The 14,344-nt window shown below is 58.0% G+C and carries 13 protein-coding genes; 7 read left to right on the forward strand and 6 right to left on the reverse strand.

Translation table 11 applies throughout. From position 1 onward, the window contains the following. Positions 1-48 precede the first annotated feature (48 nt). Positions 49-216 carry a 50S ribosomal protein L33 gene (gene rpmG, locus GAO09_RS19855; protein ID WP_052637931.1) on the forward strand — a complete coding sequence of 56 codons (168 nt, stop codon included), beginning with the start codon at positions 49-51 and terminating at the stop codon, positions 214-216. 726 nt (positions 217-942) lie between these two features. On the opposite strand, the gene GAO09_RS19860 is transcribed toward rpmG, so the two are convergent. Then, the gene (locus GAO09_RS19860; protein ID WP_153356400.1) at positions 943-2,310 is read right to left on the reverse strand and encodes a PleD family two-component system response regulator; all 1,368 of its coding nucleotides are present in this window, start codon (positions 2,308-2,310) and stop codon (positions 943-945) included. Positions 2,311-2,327: 17 nt separating this feature from the next. Beyond that, complete coding sequence (locus GAO09_RS19865) at positions 2,328-2,699, reverse strand: response regulator (RefSeq protein ID WP_132273239.1); 372 nt, start codon at positions 2,697-2,699, stop codon at positions 2,328-2,330. A 162-nt stretch (positions 2,700-2,861) separates the two neighbouring features. Here GAO09_RS19865 and GAO09_RS19870 point away from each other — a divergent pair, with 162 nt between their 5' ends. The 4 genes from GAO09_RS19870 (at position 2,862) to GAO09_RS19885 (ending at position 6,729) form a co-directional block, all read left to right on the forward strand. Then, positions 2,862-3,167 (forward strand): DUF3572 domain-containing protein, encoded by a 306-nt coding sequence (locus tag GAO09_RS19870; protein ID WP_153356402.1) that lies wholly within the window; start codon positions 2,862-2,864, stop codon positions 3,165-3,167. 6 nt (positions 3,168-3,173) lie between these two features. Continuing rightward, a complete protein-coding gene (locus GAO09_RS19875) occupies positions 3,174-3,830 on the forward strand; it encodes a hypothetical protein (RefSeq protein ID WP_153356405.1) in 657 nt (218 codons plus the stop codon). 108 nt (positions 3,831-3,938) lie between these two features. Next, positions 3,939-5,240, forward strand: coding sequence for a DNA polymerase IV (locus GAO09_RS19880; protein ID WP_153356407.1), 1,302 nt, complete (start codon positions 3,939-3,941; stop codon positions 5,238-5,240). A gap of 142 nt (positions 5,241-5,382) precedes the next feature. Beyond that, the gene (locus GAO09_RS19885; RefSeq protein WP_153356410.1) at positions 5,383-6,729 is read left to right on the forward strand and encodes a L,D-transpeptidase family protein; all 1,347 of its coding nucleotides are present in this window, start codon (positions 5,383-5,385) and stop codon (positions 6,727-6,729) included. On the opposite strand, the gene GAO09_RS19890 is transcribed toward GAO09_RS19885, so the two are convergent. The 3 genes from GAO09_RS19890 to GAO09_RS19900 all read right to left on the reverse strand — a co-directional run bounded on the left by GAO09_RS19890 (position 6,661) and on the right by GAO09_RS19900 (position 11,291). Continuing rightward, a complete protein-coding gene (locus tag GAO09_RS19890; RefSeq protein ID WP_153356413.1) occupies positions 6,661-7,257 on the reverse strand; it encodes a hypothetical protein in 597 nt (198 codons plus the stop codon). The two genes, GAO09_RS19885 and GAO09_RS19890, sit on opposite strands and share 69 nt — an antisense overlap. Continuing rightward, positions 7,257-10,760, reverse strand: a complete 3,504-nt coding sequence (gene dnaE / locus GAO09_RS19895; protein WP_153356416.1) for a DNA polymerase III subunit alpha — start codon at positions 10,758-10,760, stop codon at positions 7,257-7,259. The genes GAO09_RS19890 and dnaE overlap by 1 nt, the downstream gene beginning before the upstream one ends. 201 nt (positions 10,761-10,961) lie before the next feature. Then, on the reverse strand, positions 10,962-11,291 hold the full coding sequence (locus tag GAO09_RS19900; RefSeq protein ID WP_153356419.1) for a hypothetical protein: 330 nt from the start codon (positions 11,289-11,291) through the stop codon (positions 10,962-10,964). A 607-nt stretch (positions 11,292-11,898) separates the two neighbouring features. Between GAO09_RS19900 and GAO09_RS19905 the strand changes: the two genes are divergently transcribed. Then, positions 11,899-12,669, forward strand: coding sequence for a phosphodiester glycosidase family protein (locus GAO09_RS19905; protein ID WP_153356422.1), 771 nt, complete (start codon positions 11,899-11,901; stop codon positions 12,667-12,669). Here GAO09_RS19905 and GAO09_RS19910 read toward each other — a convergent pair whose 3' ends face one another. Continuing rightward, the gene (locus GAO09_RS19910; protein WP_153356425.1) at positions 12,670-13,821 is read right to left on the reverse strand and encodes a metallophosphoesterase; all 1,152 of its coding nucleotides are present in this window, start codon (positions 13,819-13,821) and stop codon (positions 12,670-12,672) included. It abuts the gene before it with no gap. An 88-nt stretch (positions 13,822-13,909) separates the two neighbouring features. Between GAO09_RS19910 and GAO09_RS19915 the strand changes: the two genes are divergently transcribed. Beyond that, entirely contained in the window at positions 13,910-14,332 is a 423-nt protein-coding gene (locus tag GAO09_RS19915) for a hypothetical protein (RefSeq protein WP_153356428.1), read from the forward strand. The last annotated feature ends 12 nt before the right edge of the window (positions 14,333-14,344 follow it).

The raw sequence follows: 14,344 nt of genomic DNA on the forward strand, positions 1-14,344 counted from the left end.
CTCCGACTGGTCGTCCACGGCTTACATTTTTCCAGAAGGCAGAAAACCATGGCGAAAGCTACGACCATCAAGATCAAGCTGCTGTCGACGGCGGACACGGGTTTCTTCTACGTCACCAAGAAGAACAGCCGTACGTTCACCGACAAGATGAGCAAGACCAAGTACGACCCGATTGCCAAGAAGCACGTCGAGTTCAAAGAAACCAAGATCAAGTAATTGATCCCAAGTTTCGGCTTTTAAGGCGCGTCAGCCATCCGGCTCCGCGCCTTTTTTGTTGCCCGGATTTTGGCCCATCTCCCATTTGGCCAGCCAAATAGCGCGCAAAGAAAAAGCGCCGCTCCCGAAGGAGACGGCGCTTTTGATTTGGGGGTCGATCAGCCTGCAATCACGGCACGAGGAACCGTTTTTGGCATGCCTGCCGATCGACCGACCCCACGACCCAGGAGATGCGGCGGACCTGAGCATCATGGGGTATCGTGTTCCGCTAGGAACATCTGCTTGTTGATAGCAAACTCGCTCAAATTCCCAGGAAAAGCAACATAATCTTAACAAGCGGTGCATTTTTGCACCGCTATGGTTAAAAATGACGCGCCTTGCTGGAGGTTCACACGAGTTTTACATCAGCAAGAAACCATAGCGCCCTAGCATCCATCGTTTCAATTCAACAATTTAGCGACGCTAGGAATAAAAGCATTCGTTAATATGAAATCTTTAGCAAGTACAAATTAACGCAATGCGCCTGTCATCGGGCACGTTTTTCACTGAAATCAACTTAAACACGACTGAATCACAGGTTTTTACTGCGATTTAATCTTCAAGATTACGGTGGTCACTCGAGTAATCAAGTTCTTGCCAGCGGCCTGTGAACAACTCGACGGCAGGCGCATCATGGCGATTTTCAGCCATTGGAGCGCGCAGAACTGGCAACTCCGATTCGATTCTTCAGGCCGCGAAGGCTACGACGCGATTACGACCGCCATTCTTGGCCTCGTAAAGGGCCAGGTCCGCCTGCTTCAACAACTGGTCCGGTGTTTCGACGCCTGGCTCATTACCGGCGATCCCGAGAGAGGCGGTCACGGTCAGATTGATGCCAAGACTGCGGATATGGAACGGTTGCGTTTCCACCATGGCACGCAGGCGCTCGGCGATCGTTGCGGCCTGCGCCGGATCGGTATCCGGCATGACGACCACAAATTCCTCTCCGCCATACCGGCAGGCGAGATCCGCTCCCCGCACGGTGGAGCGAATGCGCGAGGCGAATTCTTTCAAAACTTCGTCGCCGACATCGTGGCCATAGGTGTCGTTCACCTGTTTGAAACGATCGATATCGACAAGGCAGATCGACAGCGAGCGACCACGCGCGGCGGCGCGGTTGAACAGTGTCTTCAGGTGATTATCGAGGTAGCGGCGGTTCTGAAGGCCCGTCAGCCCATCGGTGACGGCAAGCTCGATGGTTTCGCGCACACTGGAACGCAGGCGATCATTATAGCGCTTGCGCTTGATCTGCGTGAGTGTGCGCGCCACCAGTTCGTTTGGATCGATCGGGCGGACGATATAGTCGTTCACACCGAGATCGAGCGCACGCACAATCAGGTCCTCGTCACCAAGATCAGTGACCAGCAGCAGCGGAATGAAACGGGTACGCTCCAGCGAGCGGAGCTGCGAGCAAAGGCGCAGCGGATCGTATTCACCGGAATTGCCGTTGACGATGACCAGATCGATCGGGTTCTCAGCGGCCTCGAACAATGCAGCCTGCGGATCCGACATGGCGGTGACTTCGCCGATCGGCTTCAACGCCTTGATGATCCGCTCCTGCGAACTGGCGCGGCTGTCGACGAGCAGAACATGTCCCGCCTCCTCACGCCCATCCCCCTTCAGCATGTCTTCCATGCCGATCGTGCGGGCAGTTTCCGAGCGAATGCGCAATTCATCGCTCAGCGTCTTCAAGCGCACCAGGCTTTTGACCCGCGAGATAAGCTGCAGATCGTTGACTGGCTTGGTGAGAAAATCATCCGCACCTGCCTTGAGGCCGCGCACACGATCGGATGGCTGATCAAGCGCCGTTACCATGACCACCGGAATATGGGCAGTGCGTGGGTTCGCCTTCAGGCGCTCGCAGACTTCAAAGCCGCTCATGCCTGGCATCATGATGTCCAGGAGGATCAGATCGACACTGGTGCTTTCGACGATGGCGAGCGCCTTTGGACCGTCCTCAGCGGTGAGCACCTCAAAATATTCAGCAAGAAGCCGGGCTTCGAGCAGTTTCACATTGGCCGGAATATCGTCGACTACAAGGATGCGCGCCGTCATGGCAATTTTCCCGAATTTTAGGCGTCGCCCAGATAGGTCTTGATGGTTTCGATGAATTTCGGCACCGAGATGGGTTTCGATACATAGGCCTCGCAGCCGCCTTGTCGAATCCGTTCCTCGTCGCCTTTCATGGCAAAGGCTGTGACGGCGATGACAGGAATGACATGAAGCTCGTCGTCTTCCTTCAGCCACTTGGTTACTTCCAGACCGGATACTTCCGGCAGCTGGATATCCATGAGGATGAGATCCGGCCTATGCTTGCGGGCGAGATCCAGCGCTTCCATTCCGTTGCGTGTCTGGATCGTCGCATAACCGGAAGCCTCGATGAGGTCGCGAAAGAGCTTCATGTTCAGCTCGTTGTCTTCGACGATCATGACCTGCTTGACCATTTATGAACGATCCTTGTTGCGCACGGAAACTTGGCCGTGAACGGCCGGTTCCGGCCTTGTAACGACATCGCGAAGATATAAGTTCACCCCACGACCGATTCCAAAAACTCTTGTTCGTTTCAGTCTAGAGTAATTTGTTTGAAGAAAAGGTAACTTGAGAGCATGCAAGGACCGCTTGAGCCGCGTCAGAAAGACAAAGCGGCAGCCGTCGACCCCGAAGAAACCGCCGTTACCCTGCTCGGCTGGCTGGCGAGCGAACCGGACATGATGAGCCGCTTTCTGGCGCTGTCCGGCATTCAGGCCCCGCAATTGCGACAGGCGATCAATGATCCCGGCTTCCTCGCCGGCATGCTGGATTTCGTGATGGCGCATGAACCGAGCCTGATGGCCTTTTGCGAAACCACCAATACCAAGCCGGAAACTGTCGTTGCTGCATGGCATCACTATTCCGGCCCGGCAATGGACTGAAACGGCATGGCCAGAGGAACAGGCGATATTCTCGATGTTTCGCATGTCGTCGTCAGCGACCGTCCGCTTGTCGTCTGCGATGTCGACGACGTCGTATTGCATTTTGCCGCCCCGTTTCAGGAATTCCTGCTCGCGCAAGGCCACGAGTTTCTGCCACGCTCCTTCAACCTGATGGGTAATATCGTCGCCAGCGACACGAGGCTGGAAGTCGATATTGCCGGTGTTTACCGGCTGATCGGCGCGTTTTTCGAAGCGCAGGAAAGCTGGCAATTGCCTATCGAAGAGGTGGTGCAGACGTTGGAAGCGCTCTCGGCCGATGCCGACGTGGTGTTCCTGACTGCCATGCCGCCACTCTACAGCCAACAGCGACGCCGGTTGCTGGACAGGTTGGGGCTCGCCTTTCCGCTGATCGCCAGCGAGGAACCGAAGGGGCCGATGATGCGACGGCTGAATGCCGAACGTATCTTCCCGACCACCTTCATCGACGACATGGCGCATAACCTTCATTCGGTGCGCACGCACATGCCGGACAGTCTGCTTATTCACATGATGCCCGACAGCGCGCTGCATCTGATGGCGCCGAAACCGCAGGACGATATCGTTCGTGCCCGCGACTGGCGACATGCGGAAGAACTGATCCGGGCACACTGGCTGCCCCGCTGATTTCCGCTGCGACAAATAGGTCTGGAAGTCGTGCATGCCTGCTTCCTTCCCGCTTGAGAGTTGCGATCTTACGGCCTAATGTCGACTTGTTCAACATTTGTTCCGAAGATGGCGACCGAGATCGACACGCAAGACAAACCGGGCGGATTTTGCCGCGACTGCCTGACGGAGCAACCCGAAGGCCGCACCCGCTGTCGTGCCTGCGGCAGCCCTCGCCTTTTGCGCCATAAGGAACTGTACGGGCTGACGCTGGCACATATCGATTGCGACGCCTTTTATGCCAGCATCGAAAAACGCGACGACCCGAGCCTTGCCGACAAGCCCGTCATCATCGGCGGCGGCAAGCGCGGCGTGGTTTCCACCGCCTGCTACATTGCCCGCATCAGCGGCGTGCGCTCCGCCATGCCGATGTTCAAGGCATTGGAAGCCTGCCCGGATGCGGTGGTGATCAAGCCGAACATGGAAAAATACGTGACCGTCGGCAGGCAGATGCGTGCCATGATGCAGGATCTGACGCCGCTGGTACAGCCGCTTTCCATCGACGAGGCCTTTCTCGAACTGGCCGGCACCGAACGGTTGCATCGCGATCCGCCGGCCCGCACGCTGGCGCGCTTTGCCAAGCGGGTGGAAAGCGAACTCGGCATCTCGATTTCCGTCGGTCTTTCCTATTGCAAGTTTCTGGCCAAGGTCGCGTCCGACCTGCAAAAACCGCGTGGCTTTTCGGTGATCGGCAAGGCCGAGGCACTCGACTTTCTGGCGCCTCGTCCCGTCACCACCATCTGGGGCGTCGGCAAGGCCTTCAATGCCTCGCTCGAAGCCGACGGCATCCGCACCATCAAGCAATTGCAGGCCATGGCCGAAAGCGACCTGATGCGCCGGTACGGTGTGATGGGCCAGCGGCTCTATCGCCTGTCGCGTGGTATCGATGATCGCACCGTGCATCTCAACGAGGCGGCGAAAAGCGTCTCGGCAGAAACGACCTTCTTCGATGATATCTCCAGCCACGAGCAACTGGTGCCTATCCTGCGCAGTCTTTCCGAAAAGGTTTCGACCCGACTGAAGAAACACGACATCGCCGGGCATACGGTCGTGTTGAAAATGAAGACTACCGACTTCAAAAGCCGTACCCGCAACCGTCGGCTGGAGGACCCTACTCAGCTTGCCGACCGGATCTTTCGCACCGGGCTGCAACTGATGGAGCGCGAAACGGACGGCACAAAGTTTCGCCTGCTCGGCATCGGCGTCACGGATCTTGAAGGCAGCTCCCGCGCTGATCCGCCCGATCTTGTCGACCAGCAGGCGACCCGGCGCGCGCAGGCGGAGGCGGCAATCGACAAGTTGCGCGACAAATTTGGCAAGGGTGCGGTGGAGACCGGCTACACTTTTGGCGGAAAAGACCGCAAACGCTGACATTGTCGCCGGCAACCTTACCGCGCCTGTCACCGCAATGTGAGACGATCGTGTTGCAAAACGACAATTTTGCGCGCGCCGGTCAAGCCTTTCTTAAGCATGTCGGCATAGACTGTGAGCCTGTATTGCGTATGAGGTTTCCATGTCCCGGCTTGCGGCCTTCGGCCTTGCATTGATGTCCACCTGCGTGCTGGCCGGAACGGCCTTGGCAGAAAACGCACGGACCCTGCAGATCATCGTTTCCAAGGACAAGCAGTCGCTTTCGGTCTATGACGGAGACACGGTCGTGGCGACGTCGAAGGTTTCGACCGGCAAGGAAGGCCACGATACGCCGGCCGGTATCTTTTCGATCCTCGACAAGAAAAAATACCACGAATCCAACATCTATTCCAACGCGCCTATGCCGTGGATGCAGCGTCTGACATGGTCCGGTATTGCGCTGCACGAATCAAGCAGCGTGCCGAATTATCCGGCCTCGCATGGTTGCGTGCGCCTGCCGGCCAAGTTTGCGCAATCGCTTTACGGCCAGACCGAGCGCGGCGTGCATGTGGTGATCACCGATGGGCAGGTGACGCCTGTCATGCTGCATGATGCAAAACTGTTTGCACCGAAAAAGCCGGTTCCGGCCAATCTCATGTCCGATGTGCCGCTGCGCGCCGACAATTTTGCCCGCACGACCAAGCAACTTGAAGTGGCCATGAACATGGCACCCTCCTCGCCTTTGCTGACCACCCCGAAAAAGGCCGAGGCCGAGACGCAGGAAGCGGCGCCCTTGCGCATTCTCATCACCCGCCGTGGCGAACGCGAGCAGGTGGCCGATGTGCAGTCCATGCTGAATGACCTCGGTTTCGATGCCGGTTCACATGACGGCTTTGTCGGGCCGATGACGCGCTCTGCCGTCGAGGGTTTCAAGCGCTGGAAGGGCTTGGAAGCAAGAGGTTTTCTCACCAACGAGTTTCTGAAAGCACTCTACGAGACAAGCGGCAAGCCCAAGGCACCAACGGGACAGTTGATGATCCGCCAGGGTTTCAAGCCGATCCTGTCGGTCCCGGTCGGCATCAGGAATCCTGAAACTGCGCTCGGAACACATCTTTTCACCGCAACCGCATTCGATCGTGCAGAAGGCACCGCAGGGTGGCAGGCGCTGACGCTGCCGAACCGTTTGCCGGAAGCGATGATGAAGCGTCTGGGCATCACCAATAGCGATGCAGGCTTCACCACGACCGAAACAGCGGCACAACAGGCTTTCGACCGGATCGAGATTTCCTCTGATCTGCGCGACCGGATCGAAACCATGCTGACCAGCGGCAGTTCGATCACCATCAACGATCAGGGCATCGGCCAGGACACCGGCGACGGCACCGATTTCATCACCATCACCCGCTCCTCGCCGGAGCGGATCGAAGCGCAGACGGTTTCATCAAAGCCACGGACTGAAAAGCCGGTTCGAAAGGTGCGGGCTGTGCCACTGGGCGTGGGGCTTTACTGAAGCTCCGCTTCCACACTGATGGCCCTGTCGCTCGACGGGGCTGTCATCAGATGTCGGGCGAATCCGCTTGACACAGGCGTGAAAGGCATCGCCGCGCGCCTTCAGTTCCTTGGTCTCCACCTTCATTTCGAAACCACCGTCAACGCTGTGAATTTTCAGCGGGCCAGCCGTACCTTTCAGGATCTCATCTACGACCTTTCGGAGCATCTGCTGATCGGTTTTGGGCTCGAACATCCAATTTCCGATATCATCGACGGGTTTCATGCGCAGATCGGTTGCTAGACTGCCGATTTCCACGCGTGCAGTTGGCGCCGGTGCCCTGATGGCGCCGATGCTGCCGGCAAGAAACATCTGCAGCTTGTCCTTGGCGGAATAGGTGATGCCGGTGCCCGGGCGAATGGTGGCTGCGAAACATGTGCCGGCCTCGTCACCTGTCGCCCATTCCGGAGCGTCCTGCGCCTGCAGTTGACCTGTAATCGTGGAAAACTGCACCGCCAACGCAGCCAGAACCAGACTGCGATCCCGCATCACACCAGTTCCACATCCAGCACGCCGGGTGCGGCCCTGAGCGCTGCGGCGATTTCCGGTGACAGGCGGTAGCGGTCGTTGAGCGAGACCTCGATCTCGCGGCGACCATCATCCTTGATGACGACAAACGAGACCTGGCCATCGCCACGACCGTTCAGGTGTTTGGCGACTATTTTCATCGGGCTGGCATCGCGCACGAAGATGCGCAGCGCCTTCTGCATGCGCACCGATTGCTCCTCCAGCGACTGGACGTTCTGGATGCGCAGGCCGATGCCTTCCGGGCGTTCGTCCGCCTGCACGATGATGACCAGCGATTTGCCGGGTTCCAGCATGTCGCGATATTGCGCCAGGGCTTCGGAAAACAGGATGGCTTCATAACCGCCGGATGAATCGGAGAATGTGACGATGCCCATCTTGTTGCCTGTGCGGGTTTTACGTTCCTGCCGGCCGGTGACGGTGCCGGCGAGACGCCCGGCGCTGGCGCCCTTTTTCACGGCGACCGAGAAATCGGCAAAGGTCTGCACGCGCAGTTTGGCAAGCGTTTCCTTGTAGCTGTCGAGCGGGTGGGCCGAGAGATAGAAGCCGAGAACCTGATATTCCTTCATCAGCTTTTCGGATGGCGTCCACGGATCGAAGACCGGCATGGTGATCTTTTCCGGCCCCGCCCCGCTACCGCCGCCCGAACCAAAAATGTCGAACTGGCCGCTGGTCTTGTTTTCAGCCGCACGCTGGGCGTAACCGATGATGCGGTCCATGCCTGTCACCAAGGCTGCGCGGTCAATGCCGAAACAATCGAAGGCGCCGGCGAAGATCAGGCTTTCCAGCACACGCCGGTTGACCTGTTTCGGATCGATGCGCAGGCAGAAATCCTCGAGGCTTTCGAATGGCTTGTCGCCACGCACTTCGGCGATGTGATCGACGGCGCCTTCGCCGACGCCCTTGATGGCGGCGAGCGAATAATAGATGCGCATGTCGCCGGTTTCGAATTTTCGGAACGACGTCTGCACCGAAGGCGCATGAACCTTGATGCCAAGACGTCCGGCGTCTTGCCTGAAATCGTTGAGTTTTTCGGTATTGGCCATATCGTAGGTCATCGACGCGGCGAGGAACTCGACCGGGTAATGCGCCTTCATATAGGCAGTCTGATAGGAGACGATGGCGTAGGCCGCCGCGTGTGATTTGTTGAAGCCGTAGTTGGCGAATTTCGCCAGCAGTTCAAAGATGTTCTTGGCCTGCGGCTTCGATACACCGTTCTTGATGGCGCCATCGACAAAGCGTTCGCTCTGCTGGTCCATCTCCGCCTTGATCTTCTTACCCATGGCGCGGCGCAGAAGGTCGGCTTCGCCGAGCGAATAACCCGACAGGACCTGCGCGATCTGCATGACCTGTTCCTGGTAGACGATAACGCCCTGCGTTTCCTTCAGCAGATAATCGATGGACGGATGGACGGACTCGATCTCCTCCTCGCCATGCTTGCGAGCATTGTAGGTGGGGATGTTTTCCATCGGACCCGGACGGTACAACGCCACGAGCGCAATAATGTCCTCGATACAGTCGGGTTTCATGCCGAGCAGCGCCTTGCGCATGCCCGCACTTTCCACCTGGAACACGCCGACCGTTTCGCCGCGCGACAGCATCTCATAGGTCAGCGTGTCATCGAGCGGGATGGTGGCGAGATCGATATGGATGTCGCGCTTGCGGCAGAAATCCACCGCCGTCTTCAACACGGTGAGCGTCTTCAGGCCCAAGAAGTCGAATTTGACGAGGCCGGCCTGCTCCACCCACTTCATGTTAAACTGGGTGACCGGCATGTCGGATCGCGGATCGCGATACATCGGCACCAGCTTTGACAGCGGACGGTCGCCGATGACGATACCGGCGGCGTGGGTCGAGGCGTGGCGGTAAAGGCCTTCGACCTTCTGGGCGATATCGAGAAGGCGGGCGACAACCGGTTCGGCCTCGGCCTCTTCGCGCAGCTTCGGCTCCTCCTCGATCGCCTTCGACAGCGGCGTCGGATTGGCCGGATTGTTGGGCACCAGCTTGCAGATCTTGTCGACCTGACCATACGGCATTTCCAGCACACGACCGACGTCGCGCAGCGCCGCTCGGGCCTGCAGCGAACCGAAGGTGATGATCTGCGCCACCTGCTCGCGCCCATATTTGCGCTGCACGTAGCGGATCACCTCTTCGCGGCGATCCTGGCAGAAGTCGATATCGAAGTCGGGCATCGATACGCGGTCGGGATTGAGGAAACGTTCGAACAGGAGCGAGAAACGCAGCGGATCGACGTCGGTAATGGTGAGCGCGTAGGCGACCAACGAGCCCGCACCCGAACCACGACCCGGGCCAACCGGAATGTTCTGATCCTTTGCCCATTTGATGAAGTCGGCAACGATCAGAAAGTAGCCGGGGAACTTCATCTTCTCGATGACGCTCAGCTCGAAATCCAGCCGCTCGTGATAGTCCTTTTCGGTGTATCCCTCGGTCATGCCGAGCAGCTTGATACGATTTTCCAGACCTTCGACCGCCTGGCGGCGCAATTCCGCCGCTTCCTTGCGTTCGTCCTCTTCCGGGTGATCACTGACGCCAGTGAAACGCGGCAGGATCGGGTTGCGCGTCTTCAGGATATACGAACAGCGTTTTGCGATCTCGACCGTATTCGCCAGCGCTTCAGGGATATCGGCAAACAGCTTTGCCATTTCCGCGCGGCTCTTGAGATAGTGGTCGGGCGTCAGGCGAAAACGGGTATCGTCGGACACGATGGCACCGTGGGCGACCGCCATCAGGGCATCATGGGCATCGTAATCGTCGCGGGTCGGGAAAAACGCCTCGTTGGTGGCGACCAGCGGAATTTCGTGATCATACGCGAGCGCAATCATCGATTTTTCATGGCGCCGGTCGTAGCGGCCATGGCGCTGCAGCTCGATATAAAGCCGGTCGCCAAACGTCTCTTTCAACCGCAACAGGCGAGCGACGGCCTGTGGGCGGTGGCCATCATTCAGCGCCATATCAACCGGGCCGGTGCTGGCGCCGGTGAGCGCAATCAGGCCTTCAACACCCATTTCCTGCAGCCAGGACTGGCGGATGTGAATGCCTGCACTGCCACCCTCGCCGCCGAGATAAGCGCGGCTGACGATATCAACGAGGTTTTCATATCCAGCTTGCGTGGCGGCAAGCAGAACGATGGCTGGCAGTTTTTGCAGCCCATTGCCGCGTTTCTCATCGCCGGCATCTTCCATGTCGATCGACATCTGGCAGCCGATGATCGGCTGCAAACCGTCGCCCGATGCCTTCTGGGCAAATTCGAGCGCGACAAAGAGGTTGTTGGTATCGGTAATCGCGATCGCCGGCTGACCATCGGAGAGGGCCTTGCCAAGCACTTTCTTGAGCGGCAATGCGCCTTCCAGCAGCGAATAGGCCGAATGGACGCGCAGATGCACGAATTGCGGCGTGGAAGCACTCTCACCATTCGTTGCTGCGGTCACGTCTATATGGTCTGCCATGCTGTCGCCGATGCCTTTTCGATGAATCGGCCTATTGTCCGGCTTGGGCGCGTGAGAGTCCAGTTTCGAATGCGGATTCTACCGTCATTCACAGGCCCGAACGTTCATTTTCAACAGTTGGGCAGCGTATGGCCCCGGGCAGATCCCGAGGCGGTTGTCGATGGACAGCCGCGCTTTGCCTCGGCGATCCGAAAAATCTTTTCACATGGCCATCATGAAAAGCGATAGGCTGGCCAGAAAGGTCGCGATCGATGCGAATGCGGCAATATCACGAAGAAGGTCGGTCATTCGTAGTCTCCCGTGTTCGTTATGTTTGCATTTTGTTCTCATTTCGTACTCAGAGTCAACACAAGAACAAACAGTGAATGAATATTCTTTTCGAATGACGTTTTCGGAGGTTTTTCGAGAGCGTTCGAAGACGTTGAGTCGCTTGAGGAATTTTGGCCGGAGTCCGACCTTGGCGATCTTCGAATTTTCATTTTTGCCCGGTGCCATTGTCTGGCATTTGTCCGGATCATGCGGCCGGGGCACGTCCTGTGCCTCCTAATTAAATTTTATAATTGCGCACGACGTGCCCCGTTCGACGGTTTTTGTCCGCGACTTCGGTCCCTCTGCGAAAGCCATCCCGGTGATTTGCCACCGACCGGCCATCATGTGTGCCGCACAGGCACGCCCGGCGCGCTCGTTCGGGCTTCAGAAACGGAGAGGCGTTTGACTGCCTCTCCATTTCCCCCGTGTCGCCGGAGGGGAACCAGTTTCCGCGAACCCTGCTGATGGAGACTTAAGTCTTTTCTCCACCACCAGCGCCGGCTCCAACTCGCCGGGACGCCTCCCGGTGTATCCACGATGGAACACGCGAAGTATCGCACGGGTCCGAAAAGCGTAGATGAACTCTGACTCAAGATATTGATTTCGTTAAATCGACCCCTCAAAACCTCCACGGGCTTTTGTCAATTTCGGAGCGTTAGTCATAGGAGTTGCCGCTTCAAGGTTTGTGTCTGGATCCTTGGGTCAAGCCCGAGGATCCAGACACAAACGCAATGCGGGCTTCTCCGATCAAATGTCTGCCTTGAACCCGCCACCGAAACACCGTTAGTCACGCCATCTGTGAATGCCAGCCAACAATGCGAGCCAAATCATGATCGACCTGCGCTACGGGCTTTTCGCCGCCGCTTCGTTTTTCCTCGGCGCTGCTCCTTCGGTCGCTGCGGAGGAGCCCTGCGAACGACGGGAGTTTGCCGGCGCGCGCTATATCGTCTGCTCAGTCGAAGCCAAGGATGCGCGGCTAAGGCTATTCTGGCAAAAGGCCGATGGCGCGCCCTACCGCGGGTTCGGCACACTGGCAGACGCCACGAAGGCGCAAGACAAGGCGCTGGTCTTTGCCATGAATGCCGGCATGTATGGCACCGATTATGCGCCCATGGGGCTTTATATCGAGGCGGGAAAGGAATTGCGTCCTGCCGACCTGAAAAAGATGGAAGGGCCGCAATCCAAAATTCCGAATTTTTACAAGCAGCCGAACGGCATCTTCTATTTCGGCGCTGAGGGTGCCGGCATTCTGACGACAGAGCGGTTTCTGAAAGAGCGGCCGAAGGCGGAGTTTGCCACCCAATCCGGCCCGATTCTGGTGGTTTCCGACAAGCTGAACCCGATCTTCATACAGGGATCGAATGATCGCACCCGGCGCAGCGGCGTCGGCGTTTGCGAAGGCGACGACATGCGCTTCGTCATCAGCGAGGACGATGTCAACTTTTTCGATTTTGCCACTCTGTTCCGGTCGCATCTGAACTGCCCGGATGCGCTGTTTCTAGATGGCGGCCAGGGGGCGGGATTTTTCAACCCCGCCCTGAAGCGGGCAGACTGGTCATGGCATGGCGGCTATGGGCCGATGATCGGGTTTGTCGAGTGATTACGCACGCTTGAGGGTGATCACCGTCAGTTCCGACGGCACGCCGAGGCGCAGCGCAAAACCGATCCACAGCGCCGTGCCGTTGTTGACGTAAAGCTGCATGCCATCGACATCGTAGAGACCCGATACAAAACCGTTGTTGAAACGGGCCACAAGCTGGTCGAAGCCACGGATCATGCCGCCATGGGTGTGACCGGAGAGCTGCAAATCGGCACCGGCAGCGGCCGAAACACGCGCGTTGCGGGGCTGGTGATCGAGCAGGATGACGGGTGCACCTTCCGGCGCGCCGGCAAGCGCCTTGGTCACATCCGGGCCTTCCCGCTCAAAACGGGTGGCGTTGACATCGTTAACGCCGGCAAGCGTGAGTTTTCCCTCGCCGCGCTGCAGGACCACGTGACCATTGGAAATGGTGGTGAGGCCAAGCTGTTGATATTTGTGCATCCACTCGTCATGACCGAAATAATATTCGTGATTGCCGGGAATGGTGAAGACGCCATCCTTTGCCCGCAGTTTTGCCAGCGGGGCGATATCCTTTTCGCGGGCCTGCAACGTGCCGTCGATGAGATCGCCGGTGAGCACGATGAGATCGGCATTCTGGGCATTGGCGAGCGCCACCGTCTGTTCCGCCCATGGGGCTTCGAACAGGCGGCTGAGGTGCAGGTCCGTCAGCTGGATCATGCGGTAACCATCGAATTCGGCCGGCAAGTCCTTAATGCGGACTTCCATTTCCTTGACCGGCGGCACGCGGATGGCCTGGGACACGGCAAAGGCTGCGGTAGAGAGCGCGATGACGCCGACAGCATAACGCAAAGCGGCCGGCACACGGATGCGACGACGGCGAATGGCGGCGGTGATGAGCGAGACGATATCGAGCGTGAGCTGCAGAATGGCGAGGAAGAGAACCGAGCCGGCCAGCCAGTTGACGGCGATCATGACGGCGCGCGGCACTTCGGGCGAGAACATCGTGCCGAAGACGAGGAGGCTGAGATAGCTATGCTGGAAAACCACGATCAGCGTGATGGCAATCAGTGCCCTGATCCATTTCGGCCAGGGCATGGGCCAGAGGAAGCGGGCGACGACATAAAGGCTCAGAAGAAATTTGAAGAGATGAAACACAGGGAGTGACACTCGGAGGGCGGGATCGGACGCCATAGATCGTCGCGTTCTCCTGTCATATCAAGGTCCTGACGGGATTTTGATCAAGCTTGCCAGTGCCGGGAGGGAACGTTAAGCGATGCCGATGAACACTGATGAAAGCCTCCGCCTTTACGGCCTGCCACCTTCGGACGACGCCCTGCCCGCCATTCGCCAGCTTTTGCAGGCAGAAGCGGAGCTGGAAAAGGCAGAACGAGGCGAAGAGCGGACGCAAGACCTTGCGCTGCTCTGCTGCGTGCAGCTGTTTTCAAAGGCCAGGAACGAGGACATTATGCGGATCTGGCGGGCAAAAACCTCTGGTTTCGATATGCATTGTTCGATCGACGTGCAGCTTTTGTGCGGTTCCGGGCTGGAAGAGACCAAGGCCTATCTGTGGCAATCGGCAGAGCCCGATGCGGCCGAAGCGCTTGCGTATATCGAGGAATGCCAAAGGGCTGGCGATTTCGACGATTTTACGCCGGAAAGTGACCTCGCCTTTCATTGCAATACGTTCGGCGTGACGCCGTAAACGCGAAAGAGG

This window comes from Endobacterium cereale (genome assembly GCF_009617585.1).
GTDB lineage: Bacteria > Pseudomonadota > Alphaproteobacteria > Rhizobiales > Rhizobiaceae > Neorhizobium > Neorhizobium cereale.